This window comes from Natrinema salifodinae (assembly GCF_900110455.1).
Lineage (GTDB): Archaea > Halobacteriota > Halobacteria > Halobacteriales > Natrialbaceae > Natrinema > Natrinema salifodinae.
In genome coordinates this window covers 1,120,853-1,136,719 of record NZ_FOIS01000001.1, presented here as the reverse complement: position 1 = coordinate 1,136,719, position 15,867 = coordinate 1,120,853, and the positions used below count along the sequence as shown (strand labels likewise).

Below are 15,867 nucleotides of genomic sequence, written 5' to 3'. Positions count from 1 at the left end.
CCTTGTCCAGCGCCGGCATACGGCGGCTCGCAGGGCGATTTTCGCTCAACCCGCGGCTATCGGTTTCGATGGCGAAGGCCTTTTGACTGGCCAGTCAGTAAGTCAGAACAGGATCTTTCTGAATGACGGATGCGACGAAGGACGATCTCATGGAGGCGACGTATCGCGCGCTGTGTAAACACGGCTACGCGGAGTTGACGATGCAGGACATCGCCGCGGAGTCGACGAAGAGCAAAGGGACCCTACACTACCACTTCGATGGGAAACGGGACCTCCTCGAGTCCTTTCTGGAGTATCTTCTGACCCAGTTCGAGGAGCGGACCGAGACCGTGCCCGGCGGGACGCCGGCCGAACGGCTTCACGAATTCTTAGAGGAACTTCTGACGCCGTCCGACGAGGACTCCGCGGAGGAGTTCCGGATGGCGATGCTCGAGATCAAGGCCCAGGCGCCGTACAACGAGGCCTACCGGGAGCAGCTCGACGAATTCGACCGGGCGTTGCACGACCGGATCGCGGAGCTCGTCGCGGACGGCATCGAGGCCGGGCAGCTCCGCGAGGGTGTCGATCCCGACGAGATAGCCGACTTCCTCGTGACGGTCTTCCACGGCGCGCAGACGCGAGCGGTCGCGGTCGACCGGTCGCCCGCACGGACGAAGGAGTTCTTCCACGAGTACATCGACGAGACCCTACGAGTGGACGGTGAGCGCGACGGGGCGCCGTCGTCGACCGGCGAGATGGACGGGTCGGAGGCGGACCGATGAGCCTACTCGGGCGCCTGGTGACGTGGTTCGGCTATCAGATCGATCGGGTTTCCGGCCTGTTCAAGGGTCCCGACGAGGTCGATCTGACGGCGGGCGGCATCGCGAAGCCGCTGTTCTACCTCTCCCTGCCGATCGTGGTGACGAACCTGCTGCAGACCGCCTACAACCTCATCGACACGTTCTGGCTCGGCCAGTACAGCACGAACGCGCTCGCGGCGATCAGCTTCGCGTTCCCGATGGTCTTCCTGCTCATCTCCGTCGGAATGGGGCTCTCGGTCGCCGGCAGCGTCTTGGTCGCCCAACACGTCGGTGCAGGCGAGGAGGCCGACGCGGAGTACGCCGCCTCGCAGACGGTCGCGCTGTCGCTGATCGGCGCCACACTCATCGGACTCGTCGGTTACGGGATCGTCGAGCCCCTGCTCGAACTCCTGGGCGCTTCGGCGGAGGTGTTACCCCTGGCTACCGCCTACATGCAGGTCATCTCGCTCGGCCTGGCGTTCATGTTCGGGTTCTTCGTCTTCATCGCGCTCATGCGAGGCTACGGGGACACGATCACACCGATGCTCGTGATGTTCGGTTCGGTGCTGGTCAACGTCGTCCTCGACCCGTTCCTGATCTTCGGCTGGGGACCGTTCCCCGAACTCGGCATTCAGGGCGCGGCGGTCGCGACCGTCTTCTCGCGCGGGCTCGCGCTCGTCGTCGGCCTGGCGATCATGTTCCAGGGGACCCGGGGCGTTCGGATCCGGCTCCGACAGATGCGACCGGACCTCTCCTTTGCGAAGCGACTCGTCAGGCTCGGCGTGCCGGCCTCCGTCGAGGGGATGGGCCGGGCGCTATCGATCAATCTGCTGTTGGTCATCGTCGGCCTGTTCCCGACGACGGTCGTCGCCGCCTACGGCGTCGGCACGCGGGTGTTCTCGGTTATCTTCCTCCCCGCGGTCGCGGTCGCCCGCGGCGTCGAGACGATGACCGGTCAGAACATGGGCGCGGACGAACCGGACCGCGCACAGGCCGCCGCCGACTTCGCCGCCCGCACGATGTTCGTCATCCTGGGCGCGCTCGGCATTGTCGCCTGGATCGGGGCGCGACCGATCGTCGCCGTGTTCACGACCGATCCCGAGGTCGTCGACATCGGCGTGTCCTTCCTCCGGTACGTCGCGCCGACGTTCGGGTTCATCGGCGTGATGCGCTCGTACAACGGCAGCTTCCGCGGTGCCGGAAAGACTCTCACCGCAGCGGGGATCGTCCTCGTCATCTACGGCCTCGTCCGGCTCCCGGTCGCCGCCGGGCTCTCGCAAATGACGATCGGGTACCGCGGCATCTGGATCGCGTTCGCCGTCTCGAACGTCCTCGGTGCCGGCCTCGCGTTCGCCTGGTACCGACGGGGCACCTGGCGCACGGCCGACGTCACCGAGGGGCCTCCCGGCGCCCAACTCGGCGACGACCTCGAGATCGGAGCGACCGACGCCGGTGCCGACGACTGACACGACTGACAACCGTATCACATCAATAAAGTACCTATGAAACTACGTATCCGACCGAGTCGAGTTACTATGGGCGTATTGAGTTGGAGCCGCCGCTGGCGGGTCGATCGACGGGAACAGCGACGCAACTATCCTACGGACGGAGCGAGGTGGTGATCGATGGTTGAAGCCGTCGGGATCGACGTCATGAGCCTCCTGCTCGTCCTCACGGTCGCGTGGGTGTTCGGCGCGATCGCCGAGCGCTTTGGCTATCCGACGATGATGGGCGAACTGTTCGCCGGCATCGCCTTCGGACCCGCGCTGCTCGGGGTCTTGCACCCCTCGGAGTTGCTCACGGTGCTGTCCGAACTCGGCGTGTTCCTCCTGATGGTCTACGTCGGGATGGAAGTCGACCTCCGTGAGCTGTTCCGCCTGGGCGCCCAGTCGCTGCTGATCGCCTTCGGCGCCTTCGTCATTCCGTTCGGAATGGGCTACGCGGCCGGGGTCTTGCTCGACGTGTCCGTCGGCGCGGCCCTGTTCCTGGGCCTGGCCATGGCCGCGACGTCGCTGGCCACCAAGTCGCGGATCCTCGCGGACCTCGAGTTGCTCGATACGCGGATCGCGAACGTGTTACTCGGCGGCGCGCTCGCCTCCGACGTGGGCGTGCTCGTCGCGTTCGCGGGCGTCGATAGCTACGTGACCGCCGGTACGTTCGACGCGACCGAACTCGCCATCATCATACTCCAGGCGGTCGGCTTCTTCGCCGTAACGCTTCTGATCGGGTATCGGTTCCTGCCGGTCGCGTGGCACTACATCGAACGCCAGCGCGAGCGGTACGGGTTCGTCGACCGGACGACCGCGTTCACGTTCGCCCTGTTGGTCTCCCTGTTGTTCGCCCAGTTGGCGACGCTGGCTGACTTACACATGATCATCGGCGGCTTCATGGCGGGGATGTTCCTCCGCCAGGCCGACGTCGAGCCCGACCTGTACGAACACATGCACACGGTCATCTACGACCTCGCGATGGGGCTGTTCGCGCCGATCTTCTTCGTCACGGTCGGCTTCCAGATCACCTTCTCGGTGTTCTCGGATTCGCTGATCGTGCTGACCGTCCTGGTTGCGATCGCCTTCCTCGGGAAGATCATCGGCTCGTGGCTGTTCGCCCTGCCGACGTCGCTGTCCTCCCGCGAGGGCCTGGTTGTCGGCTTCGGGATGAACGGTCGGGGGACCGTCGAGATCATCATCGCCCAGGTCGCCCTCAGCGCCGGCGTCATCGATCAGTCGATGTTCTCGATCCTAGTCTTCATCGCGATCTTCACGACCGCGCTGGTTCCGGTCACCGTCACGTGGGGCGTCCGCCTGCTGGAGTCGGCGGACGAACTCGTTTACGTCGATCGAGCGTCGGCGACCCACGACTGACTCCGGCCGCGGTCGCACGGATCGTCTCGACGCGGACCGGGTCACCCGCCTCGTTTTCCCTTGCTGATCTGACCGCGACCGGTTTCGCACGTGGCCAAGTGTTATTCGCCTCGATACCGTACCACACGTAATGGGATCGCTCGAACTCGCCCCCCTGCAACTGCAGGCCGACGACCCGCTGCTCCTCGTCGGCGCGCTCGTGCTCGTCGTCGCGGTCGCGACCGTCTGGTCGATGGTCGAAATCGTCGACGCCTACGACAGGGGCGCGCTCACCATTCTCGGGGAGTACCGCAAGCTGCTCGAGCCCGGGCTGAACATCGTGCCGCCGTTCGTCTCGCGGGTGTACACCTTCGACATGCGCACCCAGACGATCGACGTGCCGAGCCAGGAGGCGATCACCCGCGACAACTCGCCGGTCACGGCCGACGCCGTCGTCTACATCAGGGTGATGGACGCCAGGCGCGCGTTCCTCGAGGTCGACGACTACCAACGGGCGGTCTCGAACCTGGCCCAGACCACCCTGCGCGCGGTCATCGGCGACATGGAGCTGGACGACACGCTCTCCAGGCGGGAGATGATCAACGAGCGGATCCGCCAGGAACTGGACGAACCGACCGACGAGTGGGGGATCCGCGTCGAGAGCGTCGAGGTCCGCGAGGTTACCCCCTCGCAGGGCGTCAAGGGCGCGATGGAGGAACAGACCTCCGCCGAGCGCCGCCGGCGCGCCATGATCCTCGAAGCCCAGGGTGAACGCCGCAGCGCCGTCGAGCAGGCGGAAGGGGACAAGCAATCGAACATCATCCGCGCGCAGGGCGAGAAGCAGAGCCAGATCCTCGAAGCCCAAGGTGACGCGATCTCGACCGTCCTCCGCGCTCGCTCCGCGGAATCGATGGGCGAACGCGCGGTCATCGACAAGGGGATGGAGACCCTCTCCGAGATCGGCCAGGGCGAGTCGACGACGTTCGTCCTGCCCCAGGAACTGACCTCCCTGGTCGGCCGCTACGGCAAGCATCTCTCCGGCAGCGACGTCGAGGAAGATGGGACCGATCTCGAAAGTCTCGAATTCGACGAGGAGACCCGCGAACTGATCGGCCTCGACGACATCGCCGACATCATCGGCGAGATCGGCGAAGAGGCCGAGATGGACGTCGAAGCGATGGAACAGGAGGCCCAGGAGATCCAGGAGGGCGAGGACATGCCGTCGGACTCGGGCGAGACTATCGACATCGCGGAGACGCGCCAGGCGTCGGACGACAACGAGGGGGACTGACCAAACCCGGCCCGGTCCGAGACGGAAATCGAGCGCGACTCTTTTGCCGTCCGCCTGTGAGCGTTCGGATATGCAAGTACACGTCGTCGGCGACGATCCGGTCCGCCAGGCCGTCGTCGCCGCGCTCGGGGACGTCGACGTTACCGTCGCAGACGCGACCCCGGAGGCGCTCAGTGACGCCCGATTCGCGATCGTGAGCGACGTCGCCGGCGCGGCGACGTTCGAGCGGGCGAACGAGGCGGCGCGCGAGGGGGACACGCCCTGGCTCGCCGTCGAGATCGGCGGGGTCGGCGGCCAGCCGATCGACGGCGTCGACGCCGCCGTTGCCGGCTTCGCGCCCGCGACGGGCTGTTTCGACTGTCTCAGCGCGCGCGTCGCATCGAATCTCGCGGACGGGCAGCGAGCCGACGGCCCGCAGGCCGACCGCAGCGCGGCGCGGCTCGCCGGCGCAATCGCCGGCCGGGAGTGTGTGCGCGTCCTCTCGGGCGACGAGCGGTCGATCGTCGGCCACGTCCGCGAAGTGCCCCACGCCAGGCGACGCTTTCTCCCGGTCCCGGGCTGTGACTGTGCGGACGGCGGGCGCGACCAGAGCCTCGATCGCGACGCCGACTCCCTCGACCTCGACGCCGCGGTCGAGCACGCTGAGGCGGCGATCGACGACCGTGTCGGTCCCATCGCGAGCATCGGCGAGATCGAGTCGTTCCCCGCGCCCTACTACCTGGCGACCGTCGCGGACACGACGGCCTACAGCGCGGCGAGCGCGCCCCGCCAGGCGGCCGGCGTCGCCGACGACTGGAACGCCGCGCTGATGAAGGCCGTCGGCGAGGGCCTCGAGCGCTACTGCGCCGGCGTCTACCGCGAGGACGACTTCGTCCGCGCGAGCGAGACCGACCTCGAGAACGCGGTCACCCCGACGGATCTCGTCCGGCCGGACGACGCGCCCGCGTACGATCCGAGCGACGAGCACCGCTGGGTACCCGGCGAGGACCTTGCCACCGGCGAATCCGTCCACCTGCCCGCCGCGGCGGTCCAGTTCCCCCAGCCCGGCGAGTCCCTGGTCCCGCCGATCACGACCGGGCTGGGACTGGGCTCCTCGACGGTCGACGCCCTCGCGGCCGGGCTGACGGAGGTGATCGAGCGCGACGCGACCATGCTCGCCTGGTACTCGACGTTCGAACCGCTCGGGCTGTCCGTCGAAACGCTGGGATTCGAGCGGCTCGCGCGCCGCGCCCGGAGCGAGGGGCTGTCGGTGACGCCGCTGCTGGTCACCCAAGACGTCGACGTGCCGGTCGTGGCCGTGGCGGTCCACCGCGATCTGGACGAACTCTCCGGGGGCGTACCCGTCTCGCCGGCCGGCGACGCCTGGCCGGCCTTCGCGGCCGGCTCGGCGGCCGGAGTAGACGCCGCGGCGGCCGCGGAGTCGGCACTCGCGGAGGCGATTCAGAACTGGATGGAACTGCGGAACCTCGGGCCCGAGGAGGCCGACTCCGCGGGCGGTGCGATCGGCGACTACGCCGCCTTCCCCGAGCGGGCACGGGAGTTCGTCGACATCGACCAGATGGTGCCCGCGGCGAGCGTCGGTCCGGATTCCGTGCCGACGGGCGTCGATCTGTTGGACGCGCTGTGCGAGCGGACGGCCGACGCCGGCCTGACGCCGTACGCGGCGCGGTTGACGACCCGAGACGTCGAGTCGATCGGCTTCGAGGCGGTTCGGGTCGTCGTTCCCGGCGCGCAACCGCTGTTCACCGGCGAGCCGTTCTTCGGCAAACGGGCGCGGACGGTCCCGGTCGACCTGGGCTTCGAGCCGCGGCTCGACCGGTCGTTCCACCCGTATCCCTGATCGCAGAGTCAGTTCGGGTTCGTTCCGGTCGTTCGAGCCCGGTGGCGCCCGGAGACGACCGCGGCGGAGCGGACGGGCCGGTCGAGTCGGGAGCGTTACTCGTCGAACCTGCTCGGCTCGGATTCGGGTGCCGGCTCGTCGTCCTCCTCGCCGCGTTCGACATCGAGGATCAGATCGTCGTCGGTGAGCCGAACGGAGATGAGATCGACGTTCGGCGTGACGGTCGCTTCCTTCGTGAGCTGTTCGTCGGTCTCGCGTTCCATCTTCGTCGCGCGGAAGCGTTGCTCGGCCGCGTCTAGATGCGGCGGCGAGGCCGTCTCGCCGGCCCGCACCGTGTAGCTCTCGTCGTAGGTCTGGCGGTCTTCGTCCACTGCGTAGGCCTCGAGGATAACGTTGTAGTGGTGATCGGCTTCGCTGTGGATCTCGATGGGGACCAGGCCCTGGAAACTGCCCTCGTAGTGTTCCTGAAGGGCCTCGATACAGCCCGAGAGCCCCGCGACGGCGGTTACCCCGGCGGTTCGAAGTACCGTACGGCGGTTCACGTGCGGCCTTCGGGGGCGCGCGACCGTAGGCGTTACTCTTCCGGGTCGTCGATCGTACTCGGAATCGAAACTGCCGGCTCGGGGCCGTTCCCGGCCGGGCACCACCGCGCCGACGACTCGCACCCGGGGTCGTAGCCGGAACCTTTTCAGGAGGGGCCGAGAGCATCCACGTATGGCTGCGCACGACAGTTCGATCGAGGAACTCGACACGACGCTTTTCATCACCGTCTCCGGGCCACCGGGCTGTGGCGCGACGACGCTGTGTGAACGCCTCGCCGACGCGATCGGCTGTCCGTACGTCTCCGGCGGCGACATCTTCCGCGAACTCGCCGAGGACCGGGACATGAGTCTCAACCAGCTCACCGCCAAGGCCGAGGAGTCCGACGAGATCGACCGCGCGCTGGACCAGCGCCTCCAGCAGATCGCCGAGAAATGGGGGATGGCCAACAAGCCCTTCATCCTCGAGTCACGCCTGGCGGGCTGGCTGGCCGGCGACCGCGCGGACCTGCGGATCTGGCTCGACGCGCCCGAGGAGGTTCGCCTGGACCGCATCGAGGACCGCATGGAGACCGAGGCGGAGATGCGGGTCCGCGAGGTCAGCGAGGCCGGTCGCTACGAATCCTATTACGAGATCGACATCGACGACCGCGAGTTCTACGACCTCCACCTTAACACCGCCCGTTGGAGCAAGCGGGCCGTGTACACCATCGTCCGACAGGCGATCGAGGAATACGACCCCGAACTCGACGAGGGGGCGTTCACGACGCCGTCCATGACCGTCTAGGCCCATCCTCGCGGACGTACCGTTCGACGATCGGATAAGCCGCGTTTTATTCGCACACCACTTGTCTACTGGCGTCTTTACTCGGCCGGAGCCCCAATACCGTCGAACCATTCAAATAGCAGTTCGTGGTTTGGTATGCAATATATGGTCACGGTGGGTGATACCATAATTCGCGGTCGTACCGAACGGGATGATGACGGACGATCCGTACGGGGACGGCCGCCCCGATCCGAGCGGAACCGGGCCGAACGGCGCCGGGTCACCGCGGACGACCACCGGGTTACTCGAGGTGCGTGCCCGTGACTCGGAACGCGATGCTGACCGCGATCGGCGTCCTCGCGGCGGCCGCGCTCGTCACCGCGAGCCTCGACCTGTACCGCGCGTTCTCGTACGTCGCGGCGCTGTTCATCCTCGCCGTGGTCGCATCGGCGTCGACCGAACAACGCGACCGCGGCTCACCCTTCGAGCCCTACACCGGTCTGGTCGGCACGCTCGCCGTCATGTTCCTCGCGGGGCTGACGGGAATCTGGCTGCTGTGGAATCCGGCCACTACCAGCTACTCGTACGTGCTCGGCGTGCCGTCGTCGACGCTCGTCTACTTCGCGCTCCTGTGGCTGGCGCCCGCGTTCGCGGCGCTCTACTACTCAGTAATCTTCGACCGCATCGGCGGTGAAGCGATCGTCGACGACATCATCGGCGAGGCGCGGGACCGACAGCAACGGGAGGACTTGCCGCTCGCGCCCCAGCACATCGAGCGGCCCGCGCGGACTGACGGCTTCGACGGCGCGACCGACGCAGAGGGTGACGATGACTGACGCTGTCGCGCTCTCGCTTCCGTCCCCAGTCTCGCTCCCGGGACCGCTCCAGACGGAGGGGATCCCGGTCGCCGACGATCCGGTCATCATCGCCTTCGGGGCGGCGTACCTGTTCGTCGTCATCCTGATCGGCGTCTGGGGCTACATGCGAACGCACACGACCGGCGACTTCCTCATCACGGGCAAGAGCATCGGCACCTGGGTGCTCGCGATGACCGCGTTCTCGGTCATCCAGTCCGGGTTCGGCTTCGTCGGCGGCCCCGAACTGGTTTACTCGTTCGGGACGACCGCGCTCTGGATCTTCTTTACCGCGCCGCTTGGCTTTCTCATCACCTGGGTCGTCCTCGCCAAGCGGCTGCGCCTGCTCGCGGACATCCGGGACGTCCTGACGTTGGCAGACGGGATGTACGTCCGCTACGAGAGCGACTGGGTGCGCGGCCTGACCGGCCTGGCCGTCGTCGTCGGCGTGATCGCCTACCTGGCGACTAACCTCGCGGCTCTGCAGTTCGTCATGCGGGCGATCTTCGGCATTCCCGTCATCTGGGGGCTGCTCGGGGGCGCCCTCATCCTGCTGCTCTACAGCATGCTCGGCGGGATGATCGCCGGCGTCTGGACGGACTTCCTGCAGGCGCTGACGATGATCACCGGCGCGGTGTTCGTCTTCACCTACGCCATGTCCTTCGGCGGCGGGATGGAGAGCATCTCCCGAAACCTGGCGACCGCCGATCCCTCTCTCGTTTCGCCGTTCGGCGCGATGGGCGGTGCGACGACGGCCGTCCTCGTGGCCGTCGCCTGGTGGATTCTCTTCTCGGTTGGCGCGGCCGGCCAACCGCATCTGATCACGAAGTTCTACATGAGCCGCAACCTCAAAATCCTGAAGTGGGGCGCGCCGATCGCCGCCCTCTCCTACGCGATCTCGAGCCTGATCGCCTTCTCGGCGGGGCTGTCGATGCGCGCGATGGTCGAGGCCGGCGAGATTCAAGAAACGTTCAGCGCGAGCGAGGTCGGGCCGGTCTTCGTCCTCGAGTACACGCCGAGCGTCGTCGCCGGGCTCATCCTCGCGGCGCTGCTCGCGGCGATCATGTCGACCAGCGACTCGTTCCTCAACATCGGCGCGGCGGCCATCTCGCGGGACATTCCGAGAGCGCTCGGTCGGCCGATCGAGCACGACCGGACGGAGCTCCGAGTCACGCAGGCGGCCCTGGCCGGGCTGACGGTGCTCGCGACGGGCGTCGTCTACTACTCCGACGCGCTGGTGGGCATCCTCGGAACGATCGGCTGGGGCTTCTTCGCCGCGGCGTTCGTCCCGATCGCCGTCTTCGGGATGAACTGGAAGGGCGCGACGAAGGAGGGCGCGATCGTCGCCATTCTCGGCGGTCTCGTCGTCAACGTCGTCTACAGCGCCGTCCCGATGGCCGCGGACGTCGCCGGCTACGGGGGGCTCGCCAGTGGCATCATGGCGACCTACCCGTACCCGGACGAGTTCCCCGTCGGCACCGTCGCATTACTCGTCGCCGTCGTCTTGTTCGTCGGCGTCTCGTTGCTGACCCAGGACGGCGACGACCTGCCCGCCGACCTCCACGCGCTGCTCGAACGGTGATCGCACGTGACCGATACCCCGACCCGAACGCGGCGCGATGACCGGACGCGAACGCCGTCCCGCACCGAGACCGGAGAGCAGATGACGACCGAAACCACCCTCGCCCGACTCTCGCACTGGTTCCGCCAGCGGCCGAACTCCATCGAGTTCTGGGAGCTGGTACTGACCGACGAACGGCTGCTGTGGTGTTTCGTTGGCGAGTCCTATCGATCGCTGCTCCTACGGGCGGACATGGGCGAGCGCGATCGGGAGGCGATCGCCGATCTCCCGCCCGCCGAGGTCGCGACCTACGACGACCGAAACTTCGCCGTCCCGCTCGACGACCTCGACGAACTTCGTCTGGTCACCGGGACCAGGCTGCGCCGGGCGCGGCTCGCGGTCGCCTGGCGGGAGGGTGACGACGATGTCCCCGAGTCCCAGCCTGAATCCGAGTCCGGGTCCGAGACCGCGACCGAGGAACGGACCCTGTACCAGTCCCGAACCGCCGATCCGCAGCGCGAACTCGTGGCCGACCTGGCCGCCGATCCGCGCCTGGCCGACGTCGACGTGACCGTCGAGGCGCCGCGGTTCCCGCGGCTCTGAATCGGCGGGTCGGCTCCGGCCATATGCAGCGATCGCAGCCCGCCCGACCGTTTATCTCGCCCTCCATCATATGTCGTGCTATGGTGTGGCATATCTCTGTCGAGGGGGACTCGTACGACGACGCTCGGACGTCGTTCTCGTGGGACGTTCCGGCGGGGTTCAACGCCGCGACCGACCTCGTGGGCAAGCATTCCGACGGTGATCGGCCGGCGCTGTACCAGACCTACCCTGACGGGCGCCGCGAGACGTACACCTTCGACGACCTCGACCGGCGGTCGAACGCGGTGGCGAACGCCCTCGAGTCGATGGGCGTCGAGTACGGGGACCGGGTCGCGGTCGTCGTCCCGCAGAAGCCCGAAAACGTCCTTACCCACCTCGCCTGCTGGAAGCGCGGCGCGGTGTCGCTCCCGCTGTCGGTGCTGTTCGGCGACGACGCCCTCCGGTATCGGCTGCGGGACAGCGAGGCCCGCGTCGCCGTCGTCGACGCCACCCAGTGGGAGACGATCCGCGCCGTCGCGCCCGACTGTCCCGCCCTGGAGCACGTGCTCGTCGTCGACGCGGAGCCGGAGGACGACCGCATCGGTGAGGCCACCGTCGAGACCTTCGATGCGGCGGTCGAGGGACGGTCGACCGACTACGAGGTTGCCGAGACAGACGCCGACACGCCGGCGATCATCATGTACACGAGCGGCAGCACCGGCGAGCCGAAGGGCGTCCTTCACACCCACGACGTCTGGGTCGGCCACTGTCCGGCCTTTCAAATGTACTTCGAACGGGACGTCCGCGGCGACTCGGTCTACTGGACGCCCGCCGACTGGGCCTGGATCGGCGCGCTGGGCGACCTGGTCTTCCCCGCCTGGCACTACGGCCGGCCCGTCGTCGGCTATCCGATGGGCTCGTTCGATCCCGAGACGGCCTTCGAGATCGTCGACGAGTTCGACGTGACGAACGCGTTCATCCCGCCGACGGCGATCCGGATGCTGATGGAGGTCGAAGAGCCGACCGAGCGGTACGACCTCTCGCTCGCGGCGATCTGCTCGGGCGGCGAGCCGCTGACGGGCGAGATCCTGGAGTGGGCCGACGAGGAACTCGCGGGGACGGCGATCAACGAACTGTACGGCCAGACGGAGGCGAACCTGCTGGTCGCGAACTGCCGCGCCTGGTTCCCCGCGAAGCCGGGGAGCATGGGGAAGCCGGTGCCCGGCCACGACGTCGCCGTCATCGATACCGAGACGGGCGAGCCGGTCGACTCGGGCGAGGTCGGCGAGATCGCGGTCCGGCGCGGCGACGATCCCGCGATCTTCGAGGAGTACTGGAACGCGCCGGAGAAGACGGCCGCGGTGACGCTCGACGAGTGGCATCTCACGGGGGACCTCGCGGAACGCGACGCAGACGGGTATCTCTGGTTCGTCTCGCGCGACGACGACCTCATCATCACGAGCGGCTACCGCGTCGCTCCACGGGAGGTCGAGGAAGCGATTCTCGAGCACGACGCTGTCGAACAGGTCGGCGTCGTCGGCGTCCCCGACGAGACCCGCGGCGAGATCATCAGGGCGGTCGTCCAGCCGGTCGCCGGCGAACCGGGGTCGGACGAGTTGCGGGCCGAGATCCGCAATCTCGTCCGCGAGAAGCTAGCTGAGTACGAGTACCCGCGCGAGATCGAGTTCGTCGACGAACTGCCGACGACCACCACCGGAAAAATCCGCCGGACCGAACTGGCGTGAGGTGGCCCGTTGGGACTCATCGTATCGGTACCCGATCCCGAACGCGGAGCGGGGGCCGAAACCGGTCGAACTAGTTACTCGCCGTCGGGCGAGTAGTTCGGCGCCTCGTCGGTGATCACGACGTCGTGGGCGTGGCTCTCCGCCTGGCCGGCCGCGGAGACGCGGACGAACTCGCTACGCTGCTTGAACTCGGGGATCGTCGCCGCGCCGACGTACCCCATGCCGGACTGCATCCCGCCCGCGAGCTGGTGGAGTTCGGACTTGAGGGTACCCTTATACGGCGTCGCCGCTTCGACACCTTCCGGGACGTACTCGTCGTCTTCGTCGGGCTCTTCCTTGAGATAGCGGTCGCTGTCGCCGGATTTCATCGCACCGACCGATCCCATCCCGCGGTACTGCTTGTACTTCTTGCCGTTCATGGTGACGACGCGACCAGGCGCCTCGTCGGTGCCGGCGAAGTAGGAGCCGAGCATGACCGCGTCCGCGCCGGCGGCGACCGCCTTGATCGCGTCGCCGGAGTACCGGATGCCGCCGTCTGCGATGACGGGGACGTCGTGTTCGCTGGCGACGTCCGCGACCTGCGAGACGGCCGTGATCTGGGGCATGCCGGCGCCGGAGACGACGCGGGTGGTACAGATCGAGCCCGGGCCGATCCCGACCTTGATACCGTCGGCGAAGTCGACCAGATCCTCGGCCGCCTCGCGGGTGCCGACGTTACCGACGACGACGTCGGCGTCGACGGACTCCTTGATCTCGCGGGCGCCGTCGATGACGTTCAGGTTGTGCGCGTGCGCGGTGTCGATAAAGAGGACGTCGGCGCCGGCCTCGTCGGCCGCGAGCGCGCGGTCCTCCTCGAAGGGACTGACGGCGACGCCCAGGCGGAGCCGATCGTTCTCGTCGCGGACGGCCTCCTGGTACTCCCGGCGCTGGAGGATGCCCTGCATCGTGACGAGCCCGACCAGCAGGTTCTCGTCGTCGACGACCGGGACGCGCTCGATCTTGTGTTCGTACATCAGGTCGAACGCGTCGCGGGCGTTGATGTCCTCGGGCGCGGTGATGACCTCGTCGGTCATCGCTTCCGTGACCGCGTCGTCCTCGTTGACCTCGAGGTGCGGACGGATGTCCGTACTCGAGATGATCCCCAGCACTTCGCCGCGGGTGTTGACGACGGGCGCGCCGCCGACGCCTTCGCGGGCCATCAGCTCGTCGACCTCGCGGACGGTCATCTCGGGATCGGCGGTGACGACCTCGTCGTGGGGGATGATGAGCTCGTCGGCGCTCTTGACGCGCTCGATCTCGTCGACCATCTCGTCGATGTTCATGTTCCGGTGGAGGACGCCGAGCCCGCCGTGTCGGGCCATCGCGATGGCCATGCCGCTCTCCGTGACGGTGTCCATCGCGGCCGAGAGGATGGGAACGGAGACCTCGACGTTCCGCGAAACGCGCGAGGTGAGGTCGGCGTCGTCGGGTTCGACGCGGCTCTCCTTCGGGCGGAGGAGCACGTCGTCGAACGTCAGCGCTTCCGGTACCTGGAGTTTCGAAGAATAGGGCTCGTGCTCGGGAACGTCGTTCGCCATGTAAACCGTCCGAACTCCCGAGCCAAAAACGTTGCGAGACATCTCCGGTTGCGAACTGTTAACGGGGCCGTCAGCAGCTAATTCGGCCGTCGACGCCGACTGGGGCCGGGCGGGATCGGGTACGGTCGCGATCGTCGATCGCCAGGCCGGGTGCGACCGTCTCACCTCCGTCCCGCCCCGGTTCCGTACTCGACCTCGGTCGAGCGGGACTAACCGTTCTAGCATGACGAACGTCGACTCTCGTCGAAACTTTGTTCATTCTCGTACGGATATGACCGTCATCGGCTGAGATCCGACGGATCGTGAAACGTAATCCCACGCAACGTTTATTGACAATCCGCTCCTGTGTTCGGGTATGTACGCTGTGAGTGCATCCGCAGCCCGAACCGACGGCCGGACGAGCTTCGACTCCGTCGCCTCCTTTGCGTTCGGGAATTTTACACCAAAACTCACAGCGAATGGCCAGAATCCCAATCCCAATCCGAAACCGATCACCTGGTGTGCGGATCGATCGGTACGGGATCGGCATTCCTATCGCCCACTGGCCACGGGTCACGGCCATCGGCCCTAACCGATGAGTACGTCGCAACACCCGGTCGCTCTCCGCCTCGAACAGATAGTCGGGGGTGACGCCAGGCTGTTGGCGTTAGTGATGATGCTGCCGTTAGTCGACGGCGTCTTCCCCGCGTTGATCTTAGCCGGCGCGCTCGACGACCCGCTGGGCGCGATTCAGGTCGGCCTGCTGATATTCGGCGGGAGCGCCACCGTCGCCGTCATCCTCGCGGAGATGGACGGCACGCCCCGCGAGCAGGCGACCGTCGTCATGCTCGTCGGCATCCCGCTGATACTGCTCGCGGCCGTGCAAGCCGCGCTCGCGCCGGCGATCGGAAGCGTGCTCGACATCGTCATTTTCGAGCGGTTCGCGGCGCTGGTCATCGCCGCCATCGCGGCCAAGACCGCCAGCGCGACCATCGGCGACTACCTCCCCAATCCCGTGGTCGTCATCGGGCTGGGCCTGGTCGCCAGTATCGATCCGTCCGGCGCGTCGTTCAACCTGATGACCGATCCCTCGCTCGTCGCCTCCGCGACGCTGGCGGCGGCCGTCGGCGTGGCCTTCGCGCTGACGATCGCCCTCGCCGGGCCGTTCCTCCGGAAGTACATGGACATCGACCGGTTCCGCTTCGGCAGCGCCGTCGCGCTCGGTCTGCTCCCGCTGTCCCTGCTCGGGATGGCGTTCGGCCAGGCGCCCCTGGCCGCGCTGATCGTCGCGGCCGTCTTCGCCGTCGACTTCCCGTTCCGCGACGCGGACGACGCGAACGCGGAGACGGATTCGGGCGACGCGGCCGCTCAGATGGGAGCGCTGACCGACGGCGGCGACCGCTCGAACGAGTCGACCACCGACGACGGCGAGGGAGATGACGAGACCGAGACGAGCGCCTATCCGGGCGACGACGCGACCGACACCGCGGGTCGGGCCCCGTGGCTGTAGC

The 15,867-nt window shown here is 67.4% G+C and carries 13 protein-coding genes; 11 read left to right on the top strand and 2 right to left on the bottom strand.

What is annotated here, in order from left to right; genetic code table 11:
• Positions 1-122 precede the first annotated feature (122 nt).
• The 5 genes from BMY29_RS05250 to BMY29_RS05230 all read left to right on the top strand — a co-directional run bounded on the left by BMY29_RS05250 (position 123) and on the right by BMY29_RS05230 (position 6,753).
• Entirely contained in the window at positions 123-761 is a 639-nt protein-coding gene (locus BMY29_RS05250) for a TetR/AcrR family transcriptional regulator (protein ID WP_241471291.1), read from the top strand.
• Positions 758-2,245: an MATE family efflux transporter gene (locus BMY29_RS05245; protein ID WP_049990442.1), complete on the top strand. Its 1,488-nt coding sequence runs from the start codon at positions 758-760 to the stop codon at positions 2,243-2,245. The genes BMY29_RS05250 and BMY29_RS05245 overlap by 4 nt, the downstream gene beginning before the upstream one ends.
• Positions 2,246-2,404: 159 nt before the next feature.
• Entirely contained in the window at positions 2,405-3,643 is a 1,239-nt protein-coding gene (locus BMY29_RS05240; protein ID WP_049990443.1) for a cation:proton antiporter, read from the top strand.
• A 130-nt stretch (positions 3,644-3,773) separates the two neighbouring features.
• On the top strand, positions 3,774-4,913 hold the full coding sequence (locus BMY29_RS05235; RefSeq protein ID WP_049990444.1) for an SPFH domain-containing protein: 1,140 nt from the start codon (positions 3,774-3,776) through the stop codon (positions 4,911-4,913).
• Positions 4,914-4,983: 70 nt separating this feature from the next.
• Positions 4,984-6,753, top strand: coding sequence for a YcaO-like family protein (locus tag BMY29_RS05230; protein ID WP_049990445.1), 1,770 nt, complete (start codon positions 4,984-4,986; stop codon positions 6,751-6,753).
• Between the two features lie 95 nt (positions 6,754-6,848).
• Here the strand turns inward: BMY29_RS05230 and BMY29_RS05225 are convergent, their stop codons facing one another.
• Positions 6,849-7,295 (bottom strand): hypothetical protein, encoded by a 447-nt coding sequence (locus BMY29_RS05225; protein WP_049990446.1) that lies wholly within the window; start codon positions 7,293-7,295, stop codon positions 6,849-6,851.
• 172 nt (positions 7,296-7,467) lie between these two features.
• On the opposite strand from BMY29_RS05225, the gene cmk reads away from it, so the two are divergent.
• The 5 genes from cmk (at position 7,468) to BMY29_RS05200 (ending at position 12,800) form a co-directional block, all read left to right on the top strand.
• A complete protein-coding gene (cmk, locus tag BMY29_RS05220; protein ID WP_049990447.1) occupies positions 7,468-8,079 on the top strand; it encodes a (d)CMP kinase in 612 nt (203 codons plus the stop codon).
• A gap of 299 nt (positions 8,080-8,378) precedes the next feature.
• On the top strand, positions 8,379-8,894 hold the full coding sequence (locus tag BMY29_RS05215; RefSeq protein ID WP_049990448.1) for a hypothetical protein: 516 nt from the start codon (positions 8,379-8,381) through the stop codon (positions 8,892-8,894).
• Positions 8,887-10,494: a sodium/proline symporter gene (locus tag BMY29_RS05210; RefSeq protein WP_049990449.1), complete on the top strand. Its 1,608-nt coding sequence runs from the start codon at positions 8,887-8,889 to the stop codon at positions 10,492-10,494. Before BMY29_RS05215 ends, BMY29_RS05210 begins: the two co-directional genes overlap by 8 nt.
• Positions 10,495-10,575: 81 nt before the next feature.
• Complete coding sequence (locus BMY29_RS05205) at positions 10,576-11,076, top strand: hypothetical protein (RefSeq protein WP_049990495.1); 501 nt, start codon at positions 10,576-10,578, stop codon at positions 11,074-11,076.
• Between the two features lie 80 nt (positions 11,077-11,156).
• A complete protein-coding gene (locus BMY29_RS05200) occupies positions 11,157-12,800 on the top strand; it encodes an acetate--CoA ligase (protein WP_049990450.1) in 1,644 nt (547 codons plus the stop codon).
• Positions 12,801-12,874: 74 nt separating this feature from the next.
• Here the strand turns inward: BMY29_RS05200 and guaB are convergent, their stop codons facing one another.
• Positions 12,875-14,377, bottom strand: a complete 1,503-nt coding sequence (gene guaB, locus BMY29_RS05195) for an IMP dehydrogenase (protein WP_049990451.1) — start codon at positions 14,375-14,377, stop codon at positions 12,875-12,877.
• A gap of 574 nt (positions 14,378-14,951) precedes the next feature.
• Here guaB and BMY29_RS05190 point away from each other — a divergent pair.
• Positions 14,952-15,866, top strand: a complete 915-nt coding sequence (locus tag BMY29_RS05190) for a DUF5794 domain-containing protein (protein WP_049990452.1) — start codon at positions 14,952-14,954, stop codon at positions 15,864-15,866.
• Position 15,867: the final 1 nt, after the last annotated feature.

Bases quoted from the DNA above. Each gene is read 5' to 3' on its own strand.
- BMY29_RS05230 (WP_049990445.1), top strand. From the start codon at position 4,984: ATGCAAGTACACGTCGTCGGCGACGATCCGGTCCGCCAGGCCGTCGTC.
- BMY29_RS05190 (WP_049990452.1), top strand. From the start codon at position 14,952: ATGAGTACGTCGCAACACCCGGTCGCTCTCCGCCTCGAACAGATAGTC.
- BMY29_RS05240 (WP_049990443.1), top strand. From the start codon at position 2,405: ATGGTTGAAGCCGTCGGGATCGACGTCATGAGCCTCCTGCTCGTCCTC.
- BMY29_RS05210 (WP_049990449.1), top strand. From the start codon at position 8,887: ATGACTGACGCTGTCGCGCTCTCGCTTCCGTCCCCAGTCTCGCTCCCG.
- BMY29_RS05245 (WP_049990442.1), top strand. From the start codon at position 758: ATGAGCCTACTCGGGCGCCTGGTGACGTGGTTCGGCTATCAGATCGAT.
- BMY29_RS05205 (WP_049990495.1), top strand. From the start codon at position 10,576: ATGACGACCGAAACCACCCTCGCCCGACTCTCGCACTGGTTCCGCCAG.
- cmk (WP_049990447.1), top strand. From the start codon at position 7,468: ATGGCTGCGCACGACAGTTCGATCGAGGAACTCGACACGACGCTTTTC.
- BMY29_RS05200 (WP_049990450.1), top strand. From the start codon at position 11,157: ATGGTGTGGCATATCTCTGTCGAGGGGGACTCGTACGACGACGCTCGG.
- BMY29_RS05235 (WP_049990444.1), top strand. From the start codon at position 3,774: ATGGGATCGCTCGAACTCGCCCCCCTGCAACTGCAGGCCGACGACCCG.
- BMY29_RS05250 (WP_241471291.1), top strand. From the start codon at position 123: ATGACGGATGCGACGAAGGACGATCTCATGGAGGCGACGTATCGCGCG.
- guaB (WP_049990451.1), bottom strand. From the start codon at position 14,377: ATGGCGAACGACGTTCCCGAGCACGAGCCCTATTCTTCGAAACTCCAG.